17 protein-coding genes are annotated in these 21,655 nt (G+C 57.9%); 10 read left to right on the plus strand and 7 right to left on the minus strand.

Going from position 1 to position 21,655, the window contains the following annotated elements; genetic code table 11:
* Positions 1-182 precede the first annotated feature (182 nt).
* Both ACXJJY_RS06400 and ACXJJY_RS06405 read right to left on the minus strand, forming a co-directional pair.
* Positions 183-2,108, minus strand: coding sequence for a diguanylate cyclase domain-containing protein (locus tag ACXJJY_RS06400; protein ID WP_456386121.1), 1,926 nt, complete (start codon positions 2,106-2,108; stop codon positions 183-185).
* Between the two features lie 5 nt (positions 2,109-2,113).
* The gene (locus ACXJJY_RS06405; RefSeq protein ID WP_456386123.1) at positions 2,114-3,478 is read right to left on the minus strand and encodes a sigma-54-dependent transcriptional regulator; all 1,365 of its coding nucleotides are present in this window, start codon (positions 3,476-3,478) and stop codon (positions 2,114-2,116) included.
* Between the two features lie 92 nt (positions 3,479-3,570).
* Between ACXJJY_RS06405 and ACXJJY_RS06410 the strand changes: the two genes are divergently transcribed.
* From ACXJJY_RS06410 to ACXJJY_RS06435, 6 genes are all read left to right on the plus strand, one after another.
* On the plus strand, positions 3,571-4,872 hold the full coding sequence (locus ACXJJY_RS06410) for a class I SAM-dependent RNA methyltransferase (RefSeq protein ID WP_456386125.1): 1,302 nt from the start codon (positions 3,571-3,573) through the stop codon (positions 4,870-4,872).
* Between the two features lie 230 nt (positions 4,873-5,102).
* Entirely contained in the window at positions 5,103-6,209 is a 1,107-nt protein-coding gene (locus ACXJJY_RS06415; protein WP_456386127.1) for a uroporphyrinogen decarboxylase/cobalamine-independent methonine synthase family protein, read from the plus strand.
* A 117-nt stretch (positions 6,210-6,326) separates the two neighbouring features.
* Complete coding sequence (lysS, locus tag ACXJJY_RS06420; RefSeq protein WP_456386129.1) at positions 6,327-7,817, plus strand: lysine--tRNA ligase; 1,491 nt, start codon at positions 6,327-6,329, stop codon at positions 7,815-7,817.
* A gap of 8 nt (positions 7,818-7,825) precedes the next feature.
* Positions 7,826-9,049, plus strand: a complete 1,224-nt coding sequence (locus ACXJJY_RS06425; protein WP_456386131.1) for a lipoprotein-releasing ABC transporter permease subunit — start codon at positions 7,826-7,828, stop codon at positions 9,047-9,049.
* Between the two features lie 4 nt (positions 9,050-9,053).
* Positions 9,054-9,743, plus strand: coding sequence for an ABC transporter ATP-binding protein (locus ACXJJY_RS06430; protein ID WP_456386133.1), 690 nt, complete (start codon positions 9,054-9,056; stop codon positions 9,741-9,743).
* Positions 9,744-9,942: 199 nt separating this feature from the next.
* Positions 9,943-11,610, plus strand: a complete 1,668-nt coding sequence (locus tag ACXJJY_RS06435; RefSeq protein WP_456386138.1) for a diguanylate cyclase domain-containing protein — start codon at positions 9,943-9,945, stop codon at positions 11,608-11,610.
* A gap of 73 nt (positions 11,611-11,683) precedes the next feature.
* On the opposite strand, the gene asd is transcribed toward ACXJJY_RS06435, so the two are convergent.
* From asd to hisD, 5 genes are all read right to left on the minus strand, one after another.
* The gene (gene asd, locus ACXJJY_RS06440; protein WP_456386140.1) at positions 11,684-12,802 is read right to left on the minus strand and encodes an aspartate-semialdehyde dehydrogenase; all 1,119 of its coding nucleotides are present in this window, start codon (positions 12,800-12,802) and stop codon (positions 11,684-11,686) included.
* Positions 12,803-12,920: 118 nt separating this feature from the next.
* Positions 12,921-13,844, minus strand: a complete 924-nt coding sequence (gene prs, locus ACXJJY_RS06445) for a ribose-phosphate diphosphokinase (RefSeq protein ID WP_456386141.1) — start codon at positions 13,842-13,844, stop codon at positions 12,921-12,923.
* Between the two features lie 3 nt (positions 13,845-13,847).
* A complete protein-coding gene (gene leuB / locus ACXJJY_RS06450) occupies positions 13,848-14,933 on the minus strand; it encodes a 3-isopropylmalate dehydrogenase (RefSeq protein ID WP_456386142.1) in 1,086 nt (361 codons plus the stop codon).
* A gap of 173 nt (positions 14,934-15,106) precedes the next feature.
* On the minus strand, positions 15,107-15,775 hold the full coding sequence (rsmG, locus tag ACXJJY_RS06455; RefSeq protein ID WP_456386143.1) for a 16S rRNA (guanine(527)-N(7))-methyltransferase RsmG: 669 nt from the start codon (positions 15,773-15,775) through the stop codon (positions 15,107-15,109).
* A 3-nt stretch (positions 15,776-15,778) separates the two neighbouring features.
* Positions 15,779-17,095, minus strand: coding sequence for a histidinol dehydrogenase (gene hisD / locus ACXJJY_RS06460; RefSeq protein WP_456386144.1), 1,317 nt, complete (start codon positions 17,093-17,095; stop codon positions 15,779-15,781).
* Between the two features lie 211 nt (positions 17,096-17,306).
* On the opposite strand from hisD, the gene ACXJJY_RS06465 reads away from it, so the two are divergent.
* The 4 genes from ACXJJY_RS06465 (at position 17,307) to ACXJJY_RS06480 (ending at position 21,653) form a co-directional block, all read left to right on the plus strand.
* Positions 17,307-17,969, plus strand: coding sequence for a hypothetical protein (locus ACXJJY_RS06465; RefSeq protein ID WP_456386145.1), 663 nt, complete (start codon positions 17,307-17,309; stop codon positions 17,967-17,969).
* A gap of 47 nt (positions 17,970-18,016) precedes the next feature.
* Positions 18,017-18,781 (plus strand): DeoR/GlpR family DNA-binding transcription regulator, encoded by a 765-nt coding sequence (locus tag ACXJJY_RS06470; protein WP_456386146.1) that lies wholly within the window; start codon positions 18,017-18,019, stop codon positions 18,779-18,781.
* A 652-nt stretch (positions 18,782-19,433) separates the two neighbouring features.
* Positions 19,434-20,492: an extracellular solute-binding protein gene (locus ACXJJY_RS06475; RefSeq protein WP_456386147.1), complete on the plus strand. Its 1,059-nt coding sequence runs from the start codon at positions 19,434-19,436 to the stop codon at positions 20,490-20,492.
* Positions 20,493-20,579: 87 nt separating this feature from the next.
* Positions 20,580-21,653: an ABC transporter ATP-binding protein gene (locus tag ACXJJY_RS06480; RefSeq protein WP_456386148.1), complete on the plus strand. Its 1,074-nt coding sequence runs from the start codon at positions 20,580-20,582 to the stop codon at positions 21,651-21,653.
* Positions 21,654-21,655 lie beyond the last annotated feature (2 nt).

The raw sequence follows: 21,655 nt of genomic DNA on the forward strand, positions 1-21,655 counted from the left end.
GACTCTCGTCTGATTTCTCGCGTTGGACAAGGGGGATACGACAGAAGACATCCTGGAGCGGTTAAAATACTGGCTCTTACCACAGCCTCGCGTCGACGTCAATGCACCTGGACCGGAACATTGCCCACCTGGCAAGGTCTCCGGAGCGGGACGTGACAGGATGGCGGGGAGGCAATACCTGCTCAGTCCGCGTCCGGACGCTCAGAACAGCCTGGCGCTCTCATGGTCGGATCATAGAACCGGTAGTTGTTTCGCCCTTCGGACTTGGCCTGGTACAATGCCATGTCGGCGTATTTCATGACCTGATCCATATCCTCGGAATGGTCCGGATAAAGGGCAATACCGATACTGGTTGTGATATGCAGGGTGTGACAGCCTACCCTTACCGGTTCACTCATGGCCTTGAGAATCTTTTCGGCCACCACCGCAGCCCCGTTACTATCCTTGATCTCGTCGAGAATGAACACAAACTCATCACCACCGAATCGGGCCACGGTATCGGTCTTGCGGCACTGGCGCTGCAGACGCCCGGCGACCTCGACCAGCAACTGATCTCCCACGTCATGGCCCAGGGTATCATTGATATCCTTGAATTTATCCAGATCAAGAAACAATATGGCCACCCGGCTGTTATGACGCTGGGCCTTGCCCACCGCCTGTTTCATCCGGTCCCGAAACAGCAGCCGGTTGGGCAGCCCGGTGAGGATATCATGGTGGGCCAGGTGGTAGAGCCTGGACTGGCTCTCCCGCAGCTCCTTTTCTATCCGCAGCCGGTCGGTGATATCGCGGGCGACCTCAATAATCCCGCGGATTCTGCCACTGGCATCTTTGAGCGGGGTAACCTCGATCTCAAAGGTATTGTTGATGTTGTTACCATGGAGCGGATTATGAATCAGGGTCACCCGCTTGCCGGATTTCTGCACCGCCTGAATGGGGCAGGGATAGCGCCTGTCAGTGCAGGGAGTTTCGCTGCCATGAAACAATTTATGGCATTTCCCGCCCCGGGCCTCGCTGGATCCAACGTTCATAATCCGGGCCGCGGTGGCGTTTATCAACAACACGGTATATTCCATGTCTATAACCATCACCGAATCTGCGGCTCCGTCAATGACAGTCTGCAGAAAAGTCCGTTCCCTTTCCACCGCATCGTGGAGCTGCCGCTGGACCCGGACCAGAATCTCGGCCTGCTCCTTCTGCACGGTAATATCCTGATGCGTACCGGTCATCCGTACCGGCATCCCCTGCTCGTCCCTTTCCACCACCCGGCCGCTGTCCAGGAACCAGCGCCAGGAACCATCCTCTTTTTTGATCCGGTATTCAATCCGGTACTCATCGGTCTTTCCAGCCAGGTGATCGTTGAGAACCTGAAGAACCCTTGACTTGTCATCGGGGTGAATCAACCCTTCCCAGTCGGCTGTTCCCGGTGCGCCGCCATTTTCCCGGTAATCAAGAACCCCTTTGCGGCAGGGGCTGGTAAATATCTCTCCGGTTTTTATATTCCAGTCCCACAATCCAGCGTCCGAGGCGTGCAGGGCTAGCTCAAATCGTTCCTCGACACGCCGCAGTTCCTTTTCCCTGAGCCGTGATTCCTCCATGCGGAGCAAATTATGCAGGGCCTGGCCAATGCTTTCGGCCAGGTCCGTAACGAGATCGAGTTCCCTGTCGATCACCTGGACCCCATCCGGCGTCTGTATCACCAGGAACCCGAACAGGTTACGGCGGCAGCGAATGGGCACGGCAATGGCACGCCCCTCGCCCTGGCAACGGGGCAGGGAACAGTTCTCACAGGAAGTGCCGGGGCAAAATCTGGCCGCCCCGCCCTGCTGCTCAAGGGCCCGAAGGCCGCAGGCCGGCAGAACACCCTGGCGCAGATTCTCCATGACCGGTGAGAAGCTCTCGCCAAGCCCGGTCTCGGCGGTAATGATTCCACCCTGGTCATCGTCGAGAAGGACCAGCCAGGCCGACAGATTGAGCCCCGTCCCCACCAGCCGGTCACAGATTCCCTGGAGGAGAGAAGGAAGATCCCTCTCGGCAATCAGAAAACGATACACGGACATGACCGCGTAGAGAACCTGCTTCTGGCGCTGTTGCGCGGTAACTTTTGACATTGGGCTCAGGTGTCGATGTTGTAACTTTTGATCTTGTTCAAAAGCGTTTTCCTGGTGATCTGTAAACGCCGCGCGGCTTCGCTGCGGTTGCCGCCGGTCTCTTTCAGGGTCTCTTTTATAAGGAGCCGTTCGGCATCCTTGAGGGTCGCCGGGCGATCTGGCTGATCTTCCGGCTCATTCTGGCCAGCCCAGCGCTGTATGGCCAAAGGCAGCCCCTGGACATCAAGATATTCACCGCGCATGAGAATCACCCCCCGCTCGATGGAATTCTCCAGTTCCCGCACGTTGCCAGGCCAGGGATACCGGTTGAGCACGTCCATGCACTCCGGAGTAATACCCACCACATGACGGTTGTTCTTGCGGGAAAACCTGTCGAGAAAATATTTTGCCAGCAGCGGAATATCCCCGGCACGCTCACGCAGGGGCGGCACGTCAAGCACCACCACGTTGAGCCGGTAATACAGGTCCTCGCGGAAACGCCCCCGGTGAACCTCCTCTTCAAGGTCCCGATTGGTGGCTGCGATTATCCGTACATCCACGGTGATGGTTTCCTGACCGCCCACCCGCTGCAGCTCATGCTCCTGCAACACCCGAAGAAGCTTGGCCTGCATGGCAGGGGTCGTCTCTCCAATCTCATCGAGAAAAAGGGTGCCGCCCTGGGCCTGGACAAACCGCCCCTCCCGGCGCCGGTCAGCGCCGGTGAAAGCACCGCGCTCATGGCCAAAGAGCTCCGACTCCAGCAGATTTTCCGCCAGGGCCGCACAGTTGACCTTGACAAAGGCTCCTCCAGCCCGACCGGATCGATAATGCAGAGCAGAGGCAACCAGCTCCTTACCGGTGCCGGACTCGCCGGTGATCAGGACATTGGCCTCGGTGGGCGCCACCTGAAGGATCATGTCCCACAGCTCCCGCATGGGCGCGGAGCGGCCAATGATTTCCGAATCATCACCAAAAGGTGTCTCGCCGGAAACATCCGGGCTGAAACCGGGCTTGCGGTGCTGCATGGCCGCTTCCAGGGACTGGCGCAGCCGATCGAAGTCCAGAGGCTTGGTCAGATAGTCATGGGCCCCCATCTTGATAGCCTCGACCGCTGAGTCCACCGAGGAATAAGCCGTCATGATCACCACGGGAATAGCTGGATTGATGGCATGTATCTGCTGCAGAGCCTCCATGCCGTCCATTGTGGTCATCCTTACGTCCATGAGAATGGCGTCAAAGGGGCCTTCCTCCACGGCAGTCACTGCAGTGGCACCATCATCGGCCTCCTCCGTCTGCCAACCCCACTCACCGAGCAGAGAGGTCAGCATATACCGATGCACCTGCTCATCGTCAACCACAAGTATCCTGATCTTTTTCTTTTTTCCGTCCATAACAATGTCTGACCGCGCAGTTGTTGCATATAGTATCATCAAACTGCTACACTGCGCAACATAACCCTTCTTACTTGCCGGGAACATACCCAATGCTCTACCAGATAGTTATCGAAAAAATGATCAGCGGCGGCCGGGGGCTCGGCCGCCTGCCGGACGGTATGGTGGTCATGGTTGATCATGTCCTGCCAGGCGAGACGGTCAAGGTCCGGATCACAGGGCACCACAAGGGATACCGTGAAGGTCGGGCAGAGCAAATCGTCTCGCCCTCTCCCGGCCGGGTCACTCCGCCCTGCCAACTGCATGGACTCTGCGGTGGCTGTGACCTGCAGCACGCAGCCTACGAGCTCCAGCTCGAAATAAAAAAACAGATTGTCCACGACTGCCTGGAACGTATCCTCGGCCGGGGCACCGGTGAACCGCTTGCACACCCCATGGCGTCACCCAGAGAGACAGGCTACCGCAGCAGAATCCGCCTCCAGCTCGGCCGGGACGGCAGGCCCGGATTCTTCCAGCCGCGCAGCCACCGCCTGGTCCCGGTGAAACAGTGCCTGCTCGTCTCCCCGGCCATGAACCGGGCACTTGCCGGTCTCCACCATGGAGATCTGGCTTGCATCTCCGCCGCATGCAGGGAAATCGAACTGCTCGAGTCTCCTCTGGATGGCAACCTTTTCTGTGTTTTGTCTCTGCACGGGAAGGCCGACATCTCCCCGGCCAGCATCCGGAAGACCATCTCGCCGCTGATCCCGGGGCAGGTTTTTCTATACCGGAAAAAAAAGATTCAGCCCATCTCCGCGAATATGGATTCGTCCGTCCTGCAACAGCGCCTGCACCTGGACAGCGGAGCACCCTGCACCCTTTCCTGGTCAGTGGAATGTTTTTCCCAGGTCAACCCGAAACAGAACCAGCAGCTGGTCAGGGAGGTCTGCCGACTGGCAGGCGAAGCCCGGTCCGGCTCGCTTCTCGATCTTTACTGCGGTATCGGCAACTTCTCCATCCCCCTGGGAATGCAGGGGACGCGGGTCACCGGTATCGAACACAACCTCTCAAGCATTGCCTGGGCGAAAAAAAACAGGGACGCGGCAGGCCTTGACCAGGTCCGGTTCCTGGCAGTGGACACCACTTGCGGTCTGCGCGATCTGATCAGGAACAAAGAGCGCTTCAACTGCATCGTTCTTGATCCGCCAAGACAGGGGATCGGAAAGGATATCAATCTATTACCCGAACTTGAGCCTGAGAAAATCATCTACGTCTCCTGCGACCCCGCCACCCTGGCCCGCGACCTGCGATTCCTGACCGGAGATGGCCGTTTCAAGCTGACCCGGGTCCTGCCGGTGGATATGTTTCCCCAGACCCATCATATCGAGTCCGTGGCGGTTCTGGAAAAAAATTGACATCGATTGCGGTTCGCACTAATTATGATTGTTTGCGCTAAAGTACTTACCTGGACCGGACCACGGCCGGAATCCAGGTTACAGATACTGACCGGGGCCCTGTTCCTGTTCACAGGTGGCCTGAAAACAGAACCGTATACTGATCATGGACCATCTGCCTTGAGCATAGCCCCTGAAACTGCTTCCAAGCACGTCATCCGTGATGCCGACATTTTCCGAGGACAAACACCATGACCGCTGAAACCGCTGGTCGCTTCACAGCCGACGGCCTTCCCGTCCTGATCGGTTCCGTACCGCTTGACAACCATGAACAGGCCCTGGAGTGGATATTCAGCGCCACGCCGGAGGTGCCGCTCTGGCCCCAGCTGCCCTCCAACCCCATGGAGCGCATGCTTCCCCAGTTCGCCGAAGGACTGCCATGTATCGTTGAAGAGCCTGCGGATGAACCTGGTGACAGGATGTTTTACGATATCCTGCATCCCGGATTTGAGGAAGAAATGCTGGCCTTCTACGAAGACTATCTTGCGGTCATGGAAGACGGTTCAGCCCTGGACAACTCCCGCTTTGCCACAAGCGAGGAGCGGGCCCGCGGGCTTTACCTGTTTGCCCGGTCACTGGCCGGCAAAAAAAATAATCTCACCGCAGTCAAGGGCCAGGTCACAGGACCTTTCACCATGCTCACCGGCATCAAGGACCGCGACGGCAGGGCCGGATATTTTGACAACACCATCCGCGACATGGTGGCCAAGGGCTGCGCCATGAAGGCTGCCTGGCAAACCCGGTTTCTGGCTCGAAAAAGCGGAATGCCGGTCCTGATGTTCATCGACGAGCCGGCCCTGGCCGGCCTGGGATCATCGGCCTTTATCAGCGTCAGTGCAGCAGAGATTCAGGAGATGGTCAACGAGGTGGCCGACGCTGTCCACCACCAGGGCGGCCTGGTCGGAATCCATGTCTGTGCCAACACGGACTGGGAAATACTTCTTGGCTCAAGGATCGATGTGCTCAGCTTTGACGCCTACGGTTTCTTTGACCGCATCGCACCGCTTAAAAAAGAGATCAACGATTACCTGAACCGGGGCGGAATCCTGGCCTGGGGCGGGATCCCCACATCACGCGAGGAAGACATTACATCGGAGTCCACGCAGTCCCTTGTTACACTCTGGCAAAACCAGGCAAAATCCCTGGTTGCACCCGGACGCGACAAAAAGGACCTGCTGCGCCAGACTCTGATCACCCCCAGTTGCGGCACGGGATCGCTTAGTCCCAAGCTCGCCCGGCGGGTTCTGGATCTGACCCGCTCGGTTTCCATGACCCTGCGCGATAAATTCCTGGCGTGAGAGAGTGGTCGTCGGCGGACGCCGCATCAGCAGCAGTTAAAATCGCCAAAGGCGGAAACTGTACCTGTGTTCCGAATTCTATTTTCGGACAAACTTTTACTTACTTCATTTTCCGACATGGACAAACAACAAAGCAACCTGCTCAAGCAGCGCCGTGACAAGGCCGCCCAGCTGGCCGAAAGCGGCTTGAAACTTTACTCCAACCATTTCAAAAAACCACAGCCTGTCGCCGACATTCTACCCAGAGGAGAACAGTTGACAGCCGAATCCCACGAAGGTTCGGGCATTACCTACCGGGTGGCCGGCAGGATCATGTCGCTGCGCAAGTTCGGCCGGGCTGCCTTTTTCCACATCCAGGACGAGAGTGGACGGATCCAGATCTATGCCCGTCGCGACCTTCTCGGGGACGAAAACTTCAAACTGTTCAAAAAGTGGGACATAGGCGATATTGTCGGGGTCGAAGGCAAGCTCTTCAAGACCAAAACCGGAGAGCTTTCCATCGAGGCCAGAAAGTTGCACATGCTCACCAAGTCCCTGCGCCCTCTGCCGGAAAAGTTTCACGGCCTCACCGACGTGGAAACCCGTTACCGTCAGCGCTACGTTGATCTCATTGTCAACCCCGAAGTACGGGAGACCTTCCGCAAACGGGTGGAAATTATCCGCCTGATCCGCGAGTTCCTGAGCAACCGCGGCTTCATGGAGGTGGAAACCCCGATGATGCAGCCAGTGCCCGGTGGAGCCACGGCCAAGCCGTTCAAGACCCACCACAACGCCCTTGGCATTGACCTCTACCTGCGAATCGCACCTGAACTCTACCTGAAGCGGCTCCTGGTGGGCGGATTTGAAAAAGTGTTTGAGATCAACCGCAACTTCCGCAACGAAGGGCTCTCCACCCGACACAACCCTGAATTCACCATGCTGGAATTCTATCAGGCCTATGCGAGCTACCATGACCTGATGGACCTCACCGAAGAGATGATCTCCTGGCTGGCCGCCGAAGTGACCGGCTCCATGCAGATCACCTACCAGGGCATGGATGTGGACCTGACCCCGCCGTGGCAACGCTATACCATGGACGAAGCCCTGATCGAAATTGGAGGCATCGATCCGGAAACCCTCAAGGACGACACAGCCATCATGCGGTTGGCCAGAGAGAAAGGTATAGAACTGCAGCCCGAGGCCGGTCCTGGAAAGGCCAAGACCGAACTGTTTGAACTGCTGGTGGAAGAAAAATTGATCAATCCCACCTTTGTCACCTCCTATCCCACCGAGGTATCACCTCTGGCCCGCCGCAACGAGGAAGATCCCAGCGTCACGGACCGGTTCGAACTCTTTGTCACCGGCCGGGAAATCGCCAACGCCTTCAGCGAGCTCAACGACCCGGTGGACCAATACAACCGTTTCAAGAAACAGATCGACGAAAGGGGAGAGGACGAGGAGATCCATCCGGTCCTGGACAGTGACTATGTCCGGGCCCTGGAATACGGCATGCCGCCGGCAGCCGGCGAAGGGATCGGTGTTGACCGGCTGGTCATGCTGCTCACCGATTCACCTTCCATTCGCGACGTTATCCTGTTTCCGCACCTGAAACCGGAATCTGGTGAATAACAGACCTCATGTCCTTTGAGTGGTTTGTCAGCCTCCGGTACCTGCGGGCCAAACGTAAGCAGAAGTTCATCTCGCTGATCTCCGTGATCTCGGTCCTCGGGGTGGCAGTGGGGGTCATGGCTCTCATTGTTGTTCTGTCGGTCTACACCGGTTTCACCGAGGGATTGCGGGACCAGATCATCGGTATCAATGCCCATATCATAGTCCAGAAGTACGGAGGGAACATCCAATATCCCAAGCGGGTAATCCGCGAAATTGAATCGGTTCCCGAAGTGATGGCAGCCACCCCCTACATCCATGGGCAGGCCCTGGTCACCTCGGGCCGGCAGTCCACCGGAATTGTCTTGCGAGGCATCGATCCGGAATCTGCCTCCCGGGTCATCTCACTGGATAGGAAGATAAAGAACGGCTCCCTGGAGGGCCTGCGGGCAAACAAAGGCCTGCCGGCCATCATTCTTGGCCAGGAACTTGCCAACCAGCTCGGGGTGGTCCGGGGCGACAAGATCCGGCTGATCTCGCCCAACGGTCCGCTCACTCCCATGGGCATCCTGCCCAAGGTGCGAACCTGCCAGGTAACAGGCGTTTTCCAGACCGGCATGTATGAATACGACGCCACCATGGGCTTTATCAACCTCGATACCGCACGCACCCTGACAGGCATGGAACGAGGCGTGCATGGCATCGAGGTCAAGATTACGGATGTGGACCGGGCCGACCGGGTGGCGGCCGCTATAGCCAGCCGTCTGGGACAGGGCTGGTCGGTGCGGGACTGGATGCGCCTCAACCAGAACCTCTTTGCCGCCCTCAAGCTGGAAAAACTGGGGATTTTCATCGCCCTGGACCTGATAATCCTGGTGGCGGCGCTGAACATCATCTCCACCCTTGTCATGCTGGTCATGGAAAAAACCCGCGACATCGCCATTCTTATGTCCATGGGCGCCACTACCGGTGCCATTATGCGGATTTTTTTCTATCAGGGATCGGTCATCGGGGTGATCGGCACCACCCTTGGAGTCGGTGGAGGACTGGGCTTGTGCGCCATCCTCAAACGATACAAGTTCATCGAACTGCCCTCCAATGTCTATCCCATGACCACCCTGCCCATCAAGGTGGTGGCCACCGATGTCTCGATTATTGCCCTGTCGGCTGTGGTGATCACCCTGCTCGCCACTATCTATCCATCCTGGAAGGCATCCAGAGTGCGACCGGCCGAGGCCCTGACCTATGAGTAGCACCATGGTGGAAAGAAACGACCCCCTCCTCCTGGAGGGCAGAAAGCTCCATAAGTCCCACGGTAGCGGTCCGACGCGGATCGAAGTGCTCAAGGGGGTGGATATCAGTGTGAAGCGGGGAGAGATGACGGCCATTGTCGGGGCTTCGGGCTCCGGTAAAACCACGCTGCTGCAGATTCTCGGCACCCTCGACATCCCTGACTCAGGCCAACTTCTCTTCATGGGCAGTGATATCCTCAGTGGTGAAAAAACCGATCTCAGCCGTCACCGCAACCGCCACATCGGTTTTATCTTCCAGTTCCATCACCTGCTGCCGGAGTTCTCTGCCCTGGAAAATGTCATGATGCCCGGACTGATCGCCAGACAGGAAAAGAAAGGGCTCCGGGCCAGGGCTACCGGTCTCCTCGAACAGGTGGGACTTGGCCAGCGTCTTTATCATCGCAGCGGCGAACTTTCCGGCGGCGAGCAACAGCGGGTCGCCCTGGCCAGAGCCCTGGTCATGGAACCGGACATCCTGCTGGCCGACGAACCCACCGGCAACCTGGATTCGCGAAGTGGCAACCGGGTCTTCGAACTCCTTGACCATCTTTCCCGGAGCATGGGCCTGGCCGTTCTCATGGTGACGCATAACATGAAACTTGCCGCTGCCATGGACCGCACCCTCACCCTCCAGGACGGAATTCTCTCGACCTGATCAAGCAAGTGTCCATACACCGCAGGCCAGGATTCTCCTGGCCTGAAAAAATAAATTGTTGCAGAACAACGCTTTCCAGAGAATGAAAACAAATGTCTTTTTCATCGTTTGACACCGCTCCATTCCCCTGATATCCTTAACTCAACTGACTGATTTTCCCAACTCTTCCCAAGTTCATATTCACCGGAAAATCCGAGACGTGGACCTTTTCTACCATCTGCCCAGCGCCGGCTTTCTCCTTGAAACCGACAGCAGCATACTCAAGGCCAACAAGCAGGCCCAAACCCTTCTTGGCCGGCAGGAGTCTGAACTGCATGGCTGTCGGCTGCAGGATTATTTCCAGGCCGAAGACAAAAACGATTTTCTTGAATTCCTGGAAACGGTCCGCGAAGAAACACAAGCCTCGTGGCAGGGTCACATCGACACCGGCCGAACAATCACCCTGTACAACATCAAGGCTTCCCGGATGGCGGACAACAGGCTGCTGACCCTGTTTGATCCCGTACCTCTCCACCGGCAAAACCATACGACACCCAGCCGGAAACACCGGATACTGGAAGCTCAGTATGAAAACAACCCGGCAGGCATCCTGCTGGTCAACGAGCACATGGATATGATCTCGTTCAACCGGGCCTTTCTCTCCATGTGGAACGTTCCAGAACAAATCCAGCATTCCAGGAATGGAAAAGCATGCCTTAAGCACGTACTGAAACAACTCAAGGAACCGGCCAGGTTTCTGGAAACGGTCAAGCATCTTTCCAGGCAGTGGGAAGAAGAGAGCGCCGAAGAGCTCGAACTCAGAAGCAGCAGGATATACTATTGCCTCACCTTTCCGGTCTCCAGCAGCGGCAAGAACCTTGGCCGGGTCTGGTATTTTCATGACACAACTGCGCTGAAACAGGCGGAGCGCAAGATCATGCACCAGCAGAAGTTCCTGGAGACCGTGCTGGAACATATCCACGACGGCGTCATCGCCTGCGATGCCAAAGGACGTCTCTCCCTGTTTAACAAGGCATCGGGCCGCCTTCTGAAACTGGAAGACAACTACATGCTCCATCCCTCGGAATGGACCAGACACTATCGTCTCTTCGAAGCCGACGGAAGCACCCCCATCCCCATGGACAAAACCCCCCTGCTGAGAACCATGCAGGGAGAAATTCTCCACAACAAAGAGGTGGTCATTGTTGCCGGTAACGGCCAGCGACGGGATGTACGCATCAGTGGCCAGGCCATGCACGATGACAAAGGATCCCTGCTCGGATCGGTGATCTCGCTTCATGACATCACCGACATCAACCGGATCCAGGAACAGTTACGCCACATGGCTTACCACGACCCGCTCACGGGACTTCCCAACCGGCACCTGTTCCAGGATCTGCTCGAGCAATGCCTGCGGCGTGAACAGCGCAACAAAACCAGAATGGGCATTCTCTTCCTTGACCTGGACAACTTCAAGCTGATCAATGACCGGCTTGGTCACAAGGCCGGCGACAACCTGCTGGTGGAACTGGCAAAAATCCTGCGCGGTTGCCTGAGGGATTCAGACATGATATGCCGCTGGGGCGGTGACGAATTCATCATTGCCCTGCCGGAACTGGAGTCCATGGATGACGCACGACTGGTGGCGGATAAAATCTGCCGGACCACCTGCTATCATTTGAACAAGCTTTACGACGACACCAACATAAGTGCCAGCATCGGTATCTCTCTCTACCCTGACCACGGCACGATTCCGGACAGGCTGATCCGATTGGCCGACCAGGCCATGTACACGGCCAAGAAAAAGGGAAAAAACAAATACTGTGTAATCACGCCCGGAGAACTGATAACCCAGCCTGACCTGCCCTTCACCTCGACAACAAACTAATCCCCGACCAGGGCTCCATCCCTGATATGCACGCGGACCAACTCGCTACGAATATCCGCTCCGGGTCAACCTGCTATTCCAGGTGCTCCCGGATGATGCCAAGTATCCTGCGAACCGGTTCAGCGGCGCCCCAGAGCAGCTGGTCGCCCACGCTGAATGCGGTCAGATACTGCGGCCCCAGGTTCATCTTGCGTACACGGCCCACCGGAATATCCAGCGTCCCGGTGACCCGGGCCGGGGTCAGTTCCCTGAGCGTGGCCTCCTTGGTATTTTCAACCAGGGACACCCAGTCGTTATGATTCTCGATGGCCTCTTCGATGTCAGCCAGGGACACGTCCCGGTTCAGCTTGATGGTAAAGGCCTGGCTGTGACAGCGCATGGCCCCGATCCGCACACAGCAGCCATCGATGGGGATGGGGTTGTCCTCCCGGCCAAGTATCTTGTTGGTCTCGCTGACCCCTTTCCACTCCTCGCGGGTCTGGCCGTTTTCCATGGCCCGGTCGATCCAGGGTATGAGACTTGCGGCCAGGGGAGCGCCGAAATTCTCGGTGGGAAAGAGATCGCTGCGCAGGGTAGCGATCACATTGCGATCAATATCCAGAATGGCGGTGGCCGGATCATCGAGCAGGCCGGCACTGTTTTCGCCAATGACCCGCATCTGGCTCACCAGTTCACGCATGTTCCTGGCCCCGGCCCCTGACGCGGCCTGGTACGTCATGGAGGTAATCCATTCCACCCAGCCCCGGGCAAACAGTCCGCCCAGCCCCATGAGCATCAGGGACACCGTGCAGTTACCGCCGATATAGTTTTTGATGCCACCCGCCAGGCCCCGATCGATCACCTCCCGGTTAACCGGATCCAGGACAATGATGGCATCCTTTTCCATCCGCAGGGTGGAGGCGGCATCAATCCAGTAGCCATCCCAGCCCGCCTGACGCAGCTCGGGATAGACCCTGGAAGTATACCCACCGCCCTGACAGGACAAGATGATATCGAGTTCCCGGAGCAGTCCGGTATCATGGGCATCCTGGAGTTCATAGGTGGTTCCGTTTATCTCCGGCCCGGCCTGGCCGGCCTGGGAGGTGGAAAAAAAGACAAACTCGGCCCCGTCAAAATCGTTTTCCTCGGCCATGCGGCCCATAAGCACCGAGCCCACCATGCCGCGCCAGCCTACAATTCCTATCTTCAACATCGCTTTCCTCAGAAACAAAAAAAAATACAGACAGCGGGAACCTGCCTGAAAAATAAAGCCTTGCGGGCCCTGCCACCAGCAGGAACCGCCGGGCATCGTTACTATTTCGCCACCCCCTCTACCACGACTCGATCCGCAGGTAATGGGTCAGTTCCTGGGCAATCAAGGGCGCCACGGAAAAGACATCCAGGAGATCGTCGCTGGTCCGGCCGGGATAGGTATCCGAACCGATCACCCGGATTGCCCGGGATTTGAATTTTTCCCGCGCATCCCCCGCCATAACCAGATGGGTAGCCATGACCATCACATCCACCGCCCCGGCCTCGTAGCACCGATCTACGGTCTGGAGCATGGACCCGCCGGTCCGTATCATATCGTCGCAGATGATGGCCGTCCGTCCCTTCACCGTGCTGGAGAGCTGACTGACAATGGTCTTGTCTGTGTCATATCGGTCCTTGTTGGCGGCCGTATGGGGACAGCCCAGTTTTCCGGCCAGTCGGGCGACCCGTTTACTGAACCCGTAATCGGGTGAGACCAGGACATAATCCTCCACTCCAAGCCTGCGTATCTTCTCCAGGGCCAGGCTCTCGGTCCAGATATGACGGGTCCGGATATCACCGGCATGGGCATGGAGAACGGCCTCGGAATGAAGATCGACAAAGGCCACGTAATTGGGCCGAACCCGAAAAATCTGCCGGGTCCGGGTGATGCCCTTGGGGATCTCTCCCGATTCCGGCTTGGCCCGCTCCATGGTCGAGTATCCAAGATAGGGTATGACCACGTTCACCGTGCCGGCATTCCAGAACCGACAGCCTGCGATCAGGTCCAGGAGCTCCTGGTGGGCAGTGTCGGTATGGGTCACGGCGATGATGATCACATCCCTGCCAGAGATATCACAGGGAAAGGCGTGGTAGATCTCGCCGTCGGCAAACACCCTGCGTTCCATCTCGGTCAGGGCCATCTGCAGCTCCACCGCCACCTTGCGGGCCAGCGGAATGGAGTCCTGATTGGCAAGCAGTACTGTGTTGTCCCGGTAGGTCATGGCCTACGCCTCTTCCAGGGCAGCGACAATGGCATCACCCATGGCCGCGGTCCCTACGCTCTTGTTCCGGTCCGGGGCGATATCGGCGGTCATGATATTTTTCTCCAGGGTTGCGGAGACCGCCAACTCGATGGCCTCTGCCGCCGCCTCCAGGCCCAGGCCGTAACGCAACATCATGGCCGCCGAGAGGATCTGGGCAATGGGGTTGGCCACCCCCTGCCCGGCGATATCCGGCGCCGAACCACCAGCCGGTTCGAACAGGCCGAATTTGTCCGCATTGAGACTGGCCGAAGCAAGCATCCCCATGGAACCGGTGAGCATGGCAGCCTCATCCGAGATGATATCACCAAACATGTTGCCGCACAGCAGGACGTCGAACTGCCGGGGCCAGCGCACCAGCTGCATGGTGGCATTGTCCACGTAGATATGCCCCAATTCCACGTCCGGGTATTCGGCCGCCACCTCTGTGACCACCTCGCGCCAGAGGACCATGGTGGTCAGGACATTGGCCTTGTCCACCGAGGTAACCTTTTTACCGCGAACCCGGGCCGCTTCAAAGGCCATCCTGGCAATACGTTCGATCTCGGACCGTTTGTAGACCATGGTATCAAAGGCCTTCTCATCAGGGCCGCTTCCCTCCCGGCCCTTGGGCTGGCCGAAATATATCCCCGAGGTCAGCTCACGGACCACAAGGATGTCAAAGCCATCGCCGACGATATCGGGGCGCAGTGGACAGGCTGCGGCCAGAGAAGGGAATACCCTGGCCGGACGGAGATTACAGAACAGATCAAAATGTTTACGCAGCGGCAGGAGCGCAGCTCGTTCGGGCTGCTGCTCCGGCGGCAGGCTCTCCCACCTGGGGCCACCCACCGAACCAAAAAGAATGGCGTCACTGGCCTCGCAGAGCGCGAGGGTGGACTCCGGCAGGGCATGACCATGGTTGTCAATGGCGATGCCACCCACATCCGCCCACTCATATTCCAGAAAAAAACCAAATTTTTTCCGGGCCGCGTCCAAGACCTTGATGGCCTCGGCCATGACCTCGGGCCCGATCCCGTCACCAGGGAGAACTGCTATTTTTTTTGTCATTATCCTACCTTTTCACTGTTCACGTTTTTGAGGAAACTCCCTGCCCGGGCTGTGATGACACGATCGTCCTGAACGGGACATACCACCTGGGAGTTTCCTGCATCCGGCCGCAACCATAGCAGAACCCCTCTTTTTTTTCCATATCGGAGATGCAGCTCCCGGGTCCGTCCTCTTCAATCCACCTGACCACGCTCCTGCGGTCTTCTTTTCTCCACCACCAACAATTGCCGTTTATCCCCGGAAAAGGGCAGGCACAGGTCATGGACACCGAGCAGACGAAAGCGCGTTTCCAGGCCCTGATCCCGCCAGTGCGCCAGACCAGAGCCGCCCTGCATGAGGATCACCCTGGTCTCGGCACCAAGCAAAGGTGCGACCATATCGAGAAAGGCCTCCGGCGCGGCCAGGGCCCGGCCGGTGACATGGGTAAACCGGCCCTGTTCAAAGCCGCACTCCTCCAGCCGCCGATTCAATACCCGGACATTACCGCAGCCAAGCTCCCGAATAACGTGGCCAAGAAAGCTGACTCGTTTCTGGCGCGGTTCCACCAGGGTAATGCGGAGATCAGGGTCAGCCGCAGCCAAGACCAGGCCGGGAAAGCCGGCTCCGGTCCCAACATCCAGCAGATGCACCGGGATGTCACCGGAGCCAACCAGGGGCAGCAGGGTCAGAGAATCGAGAAAATGTTTCTCCACCAGGTCCTGACGACTGGTGTTTCTGGCCACCAGGTTCATCTTGCGGCTCCATTTCTCAAGCGCTGTGGCATAACGCACCAGATCCGCCAGCCGCTCCCCGGGCAGATCCAGACCAAGTTTTTCCAGGCCGAGCCTGAAAAGCTCTTCCACGGCTCAAGACCTGTGGTCATCCACCCGGACGGCCACTGAATTGCGGTGGGCCGTGAGCCCTTCCAGGCCTGCCAGTCGCTGGATATGTTCGCTGTCGGCCAGCAGCCCCTCCCGGGTATAGGAGATGATGGAACTCTTCTTGAGAAATGTCTCCACCCCCAGGGCCGAGGAAATCCGGGCCGTGCCCATGGTGGGCAGCACATGGTTGGGTCCGGCCACGTAATCTCCGGCGGCCTCGGGCGTCCAGCTGCCAAGAAAGATGGCCCCGGCATGACGGATTTTCGGCAGCCAGTGCCAGGGATCGCGCACCTGAAGTTCCAGGTGCTCTATGCCGATCTCGTTGGCCAGGTCCACCGCCTCCTCCAGGTCAGCGGTCACCAGGATGGCGCCGCGGGTTTCCAGGGACTGGCGGGCGATATCCTGGCGGCTGAGTCTGGCAAGCTGTTTCTCCAGGGCCGCATCGATCTCCCGGGCCAGCTCACCGCTGGTGGTCAGGACCAGGGCCAGGGCCAGGGGATCGTGCTCGGCCTGGGCCAGCATGTCGGCGGCAACGAATTCGGGTCTGGCTGAATCATCGGCCACAATGAGCACCTCGCTGGGTCCGGCGATCATGTCGATGCGCACCCTCCCCATGACCTGGCGCTTGGCCTCGGTGACAAACTGATTACCGGGCCCGACAATGACATCCACCGCCGGAATGGACTCGGTACCAAAGGCCAGGGCACCGATGCCCCAGGCCGAACCAGCCTTGTACACCTCGGTGATACCCACCTCCCGGGCCGCGACCAGCAGGGCCGGGTTGATCCGGCCCTCCCTGTCCGGCGGAGTAACCATGATTTTCTTCTTCACTCCAGCGATATCGGCTGGAATACCGTTCATGAGCACCGATGAGACCAGGGGTGTGGAACCACCCTGCCCCCCCGGCACGTACAGACCGGCGGAATCCACCGGCCGCACCAGTCGACCGGTGATGGTGCCGTCATCCCGGGTCAGGAGCCAGGAATCTTCCATTTCCCGCTCGTGGAAGGTCCGGATACGAGCTGCGGCAAATGAAAGGGTTTCCCGGAACTCCGGATCCACCAGCCGCTCGGCCTCTTCATACTCTTTATCGGTGACCCGGAGCTGTTCACGGGTCAGGTTTGGGGCATCGAATTTCCGGATCAGGGCCACCACGGCCCGGTCCCCTTCCCGCCGCACCTGCTCGAGGATATCGCGGACCGTGCCCCGGCAGACGGAGTCGGCCAGGACAAAACGGTTTCGCAGCTTCACCATCAGTTCACGACCTGCCTCAGCCGAGGCCTCAACAATCAAAACAGTCATTTTCCCTCGCAAAGATAAGCAAATTGTTTTTTGTTCTGTAGAAGCGGGAAGGCGTAGCATGTGGCCGCCAGGCGTGTCAACCGCAAACATCTACCACATTGTAAGCGTATATTTGCAGAGCTTTCCCGAATAGAGTAGATTGCACCCTGTCAGCGGTGTCCCTTAAGCGGACACTGCATAGTTTCGTTACCATCAAGACGGAAATTTGTCCATGCGTTGTTCAATTTTATCTCTATGCTCTCTTCTTTTGCTGCTTCCGTCCATCTCTCTGGCGACCAACAGCACAGCGAACTGTCACTGCTTCAAAAACCGCAGTTTTGATCCGGCGAAAAAGTTCGCCGCCGACGACTACCTTGTCACCACCACCTTCAACTCCCTGGTCGCCGCCACCTTCGGGATTGAAAAACGCCAGATAGTGATGATGAAGATGCGCGGCGGGATCAATCCTGAAGATATGCTCATAGGCCTCTATGTAGCCCATGCAACCCCGGCCGACCTTGACCTCCTGCTCGGGATCAGGAAAAACGGCGCCAGCTGGAAAGAAATTGTCTCCTCGCCCGATCTGGCCACGGTGACGGACCCGATTCTCGACACCATCCGGGCAAAAGGCGCTGACGCGGACACGGTCCACCGTATCACCGATTTCATGCTGATCCGCACCCTGGGTCGAAGCCTGGCAGAGACCACCCGGCTGCGAGACCAGGGGTTTTCCGACCGGGAAATCGTCCTGCTCCTTGTACTGAACCACCTGACCCGCGTCCCGGCGGACAGCCTGGCCGCCATGTACAGGGAAAAAAAGATGAGCTGGAGCGAAATCGCTGATTCCTTCAGGTTGACTCCGGCAGGGGTGGGGAAACGTATTTCCGGAAGCTGAACCGGACCCGGCCACCCAAGGATAAAAAAACAACCCGTCGATTTTCCATGAGCCTACTCAAAACACGACAGAACGAAATTCTTGCCATCGCACGGGAACGCGGCGAGGTCCTGGTCGACGAACTGGCCACCCACTTCAAAGTCTCTCCCCAGACCATCCGCAAGGATCTGAACTTCCTCTGCGACCGCCAGCTCCTGGTCCGAACCCATGGCGGGGCTGTAATCTCCTCCGGTATCGAAAACCTGGGCTATGAAGAACGACGACTCCTGGCCAGAGAGCAAAAAAAGGCCATCGGCCGCTGGGCTGCCTCTCTCATTCCCGACAACTGTTCCCTGTTCATTAACCTGGGCACCACCACTGAAGAGGTGGCCAAGTCGCTCCTTGACCATCACGGTCTGCTGGTGATCACCAACAATATCAACGTGGTCAACACCCTGCGCCAGTCCCTGGGTATTGAACTGATCGTGGCCAGTGGTCTGGTGCGTCGTTCAGACGGCGGTATTGTCGGGGTCGCGGCGGTGGACTTCATCAATCAATTCAAGGTTGATTACGCTGTTATCGGGGTCTCAGCCATCGATGAAGACGGCTCCCTGCTCGATTACGATTTCCGGGAGGTCAAGGTAGCCCAGGCCATTATCAGAAATGCCCGCCACGTCATCCTGGTGGCCGACTCCATGAAGATGACCCGTTCCGCCCCGGTGCGCATCGCCCACATCTCCCAGATCAACACCCTGGTCACAGACAGTAACCTTCCTGAACCTCTACAAAAGATATGTCTGGAAAATGAGGTGCACGTAGAAATAACCTCCTGAAACAGCCCCTGCAGTTTTCACTTGAAAGCAAAACTGTTTTCGTATACCGTGCAACAAGATCAAAAGTGAAAGAGGTCGACCGTTGAACGGTCTTCGCCCCCGGGCGCCGGCCATACCGGTCGCATCCTCCGGGAATCCCTTGAACACAAATGATCAGTTTCCTCTGGCAGGCGGCATGATCCACAATCCGGCACAGCAACCACAGAAGGTTTCCACTCACCTTCCAGCCCTGCATGCCCGGCTGTTTCGCTTTTTTCTCCCTCCAGCGTTATTGCACAGGACAGGCCTGGTTCTTCCCGGTCCTGGATTGTGCTGCCTGCCACCTTTTTGCTTCCGTTCAACCGCGTATCCCGTGGTCCCATCCCATCAGACCTCCACCCTACATGAACCCTGGCCTCTTGAGCGGCCAATGATTTCAAGAAGGGGAATGCTGCCAGAGAAACAGCAGACATCCCGGACAGAAAACCAGTGAAACAAAGAAAACCATTTTTTCAGGATGAGCTGATATCTTAATTTCTTTCTAACACAGAGGGAATAGTGTAGAGCTTTACGTATGGATCGGGACGCGGACATACCCGAACCGTGAAAGTATAACCTGACTCAGGTTGAATTCAGATGCAGATAAAAAAACTGCCAATCAGGAGGAAGAACGATGAAAAAACTCACCCTGCTCACGGCCCTTTGCTGTTTCTTTCTGGCCACCGCGGTCCAGGCGGAAACCCTCAAGATTCTCACCTGGAAAGGGTATGCTCCCAAGGCCCTGGTGGAAAAATTTGAAAAGGAAACAGGCATCAAGGTCGAGGCAACCTATTCCAACAACGAGGAGATGATCGCCAAGCTCCGGGCCACCCGGGGCGCCGGCTTTGACCTGGCCCAGCCGAGCCAGGACCGTATCTCCTCGGTCCAGGCCAAGTACAGGATCTACCAGCCCCTGGACTATACCAGAATCAAGAGCGAACTGTTCATCCCCTCCATGCTCGAGGCGGTGAAACAAAACACCCGGGTCAAGAACGACTCCTACGCGGTTCCCTTCTGCTGGGGCACCTCGGGATTGATCGTCAACTCTGACAAGGCCCCGGACGCCGACGACTGGAATGCCCTCATCGATCCCAAGTACAAGGGCCGCATCAGCTACCGGCTCAAAAGGCCGACCCTGATCGCCATGGGCTTTGCCCTGGGATACAATCCCTTTGATCTCTACTCCGATCCAGCGGCCTACAAGGCCATGCTCGACACGGTGGCCGAGACCCTGATCAAGGCCAAGCCGCTGGTCAAGAACTACTGGGCCAACGGCGACGCCCTGCTGGAGTCCATGCGCTCGGGCGAGGTCTATGTGGCCATGGCGTGGGACAACGGTGGCTGGAAACTGCACGCCGAAAATCCGGCCATCGACTTCCGGGCCCCCAAAAGCGGCGCGCTGGGCTGGATCGACACCTTTGCCATCCCGGCCAAGGCCAAGAACGTGGACGCGGCCTACAAGTGGATCAACTTCATGATGCGGCCTGAAAACGCCGGCTACTTCACCAGCCAGGAGAAGGTGGCCACCGCTTCCCAGGGAGCCAACTCCTACGTGGCCGCCGATGTGGCCGCCAATTTCGAGCGCTGCTTCCCCAAGGAGGCCATCGACAACATCAAGTGGTATCCGCCGGTTCCGGCCAAGCTCGAAGTCATGGAAGGCAAGATTCTTGACAAGATCAAGGCAGCCAAATAGTCCCCATTCCAGACCTGCGGATTTCCCCGGTCCAATGCGGGCCGGGGAAATCCGTCGCCCCATAATGACGACAGCGGTTTCCAGACCATGGCCAACGATCTCTCTGTCCGTAACCTTGTAAAAAAATTCGGCTACTTTGTCGCGGTGGACGATGTCACCTTTGACGTGGAGCCGGGCTCGTTCTTCTCCATCCTCGGGCCGTCCGGCTGCGGCAAGACCACACTGCTGCGGATGGTGGCCGGCTTTGACGAGCCCACCTCGGGGACCATCGCCATCCGGGGCAATGACATGCGCGGGGTGCCGCCCAACAAACGACCGGTCAACCTGGTCTTCCAGCACCTGGCGCTCTTTCCCATGATGAGCGTGGCTGAAAACATCGGTTTTGGCCTCAAGCGCCGCGGCATGAACACAGCAGATATCTCCCGGCGGACCGAGGCCATTCTCGAGAGCGTCGGCCTGCCCGGTTTTGGAACCAAGCGGATCAACCAGCTCTCAGGAGGGCAGAAACAGCGGGTGGCCATTGCCCGCTGCCTGGTCATGGAACCTTCGGTTCTGCTGCTGGACGAGCCCCTGGGCGCCCTGGACCTCAAGCTCCGGGAACAAATGAAAGTGGAACTCAAGAAACTACAGGCCAAGGTGGGAACGACCTTTATCTATATCACCCACGACCAGTCCGAGGCCCTGGTCATGTCGGATACCATCGCGGTGATGAACAAGGGAAAATTTGAACAGGTGGGGCCGCCGCGAGAGCTGTACGGCGATCCGCGCACCCCTTTTGTGGCCCAGTTTGTCGGCGACAACAACCGCTGGTCCGGCGAGGTGATCGAGGTGAATAACCACGTCTCCATCCGTACCGAGGAGGGATTTCTCTTCCGGACCAGGAGCCACGAGAACTATCCCGCCTCGACCCGGGTCAATCTCTTTCTCCGGCCCGAGGCCCTGCGCATCGAACCCGAGCAGACCGGGGAGCTCAACACCTTCCAGGTCACCGTCAAGACCATTCTCTTTGACGGAGCCAACAGCAGGCTGCTGACCGTGACCCCGGGAGGCCACGAGCTGCTGGTCAGCCTGCCGCAAAACAGGCAGTTCGACTATATTCAGCCCGGCGACACCATCACGCTCGGCTGGCATCCGGACTCGGGACTCTGCTTTGAGGCATAGCC

The sequence above is a fragment of the Desulfolithobacter sp. genome, from assembly GCF_054025815.1.

Excerpts from the sequence above, each read along its gene's own strand:
- ACXJJY_RS06405 (WP_456386123.1), bottom strand. The coding sequence starts at position 3,478 with ATGGACGGAAAAAAGAAAAAGATCAGGATACTTGTGGTTGACGATGAG.
- asd (WP_456386140.1), bottom strand. The coding sequence starts at position 12,802 with ATGTTGAAGATAGGAATTGTAGGCTGGCGCGGCATGGTGGGCTCGGTG.
- ACXJJY_RS06430 (WP_456386133.1), top strand. The coding sequence starts at position 9,054 with ATGGTGGAAAGAAACGACCCCCTCCTCCTGGAGGGCAGAAAGCTCCAT.
- leuB (WP_456386142.1), bottom strand. The coding sequence starts at position 14,933 with ATGACAAAAAAAATAGCAGTTCTCCCTGGTGACGGGATCGGGCCCGAG.
- ACXJJY_RS06425 (WP_456386131.1), top strand. The coding sequence starts at position 7,826 with ATGTCCTTTGAGTGGTTTGTCAGCCTCCGGTACCTGCGGGCCAAACGT.
- ACXJJY_RS06465 (WP_456386145.1), top strand. The coding sequence starts at position 17,307 with ATGCGTTGTTCAATTTTATCTCTATGCTCTCTTCTTTTGCTGCTTCCG.
- ACXJJY_RS06480 (WP_456386148.1), top strand. The coding sequence starts at position 20,580 with ATGGCCAACGATCTCTCTGTCCGTAACCTTGTAAAAAAATTCGGCTAC.
- hisD (WP_456386144.1), bottom strand. The coding sequence starts at position 17,095 with ATGACTGTTTTGATTGTTGAGGCCTCGGCTGAGGCAGGTCGTGAACTG.
- ACXJJY_RS06475 (WP_456386147.1), top strand. The coding sequence starts at position 19,434 with ATGAAAAAACTCACCCTGCTCACGGCCCTTTGCTGTTTCTTTCTGGCC.
- ACXJJY_RS06400 (WP_456386121.1), bottom strand. The coding sequence starts at position 2,108 with ATGTCAAAAGTTACCGCGCAACAGCGCCAGAAGCAGGTTCTCTACGCG.
- lysS (WP_456386129.1), top strand. The coding sequence starts at position 6,327 with ATGGACAAACAACAAAGCAACCTGCTCAAGCAGCGCCGTGACAAGGCC.
- prs (WP_456386141.1), bottom strand. The coding sequence starts at position 13,844 with ATGACCTACCGGGACAACACAGTACTGCTTGCCAATCAGGACTCCATT.
- ACXJJY_RS06410 (WP_456386125.1), top strand. The coding sequence starts at position 3,571 with ATGCTCTACCAGATAGTTATCGAAAAAATGATCAGCGGCGGCCGGGGG.
- ACXJJY_RS06415 (WP_456386127.1), top strand. The coding sequence starts at position 5,103 with ATGACCGCTGAAACCGCTGGTCGCTTCACAGCCGACGGCCTTCCCGTC.
- ACXJJY_RS06470 (WP_456386146.1), top strand. The coding sequence starts at position 18,017 with ATGAGCCTACTCAAAACACGACAGAACGAAATTCTTGCCATCGCACGG.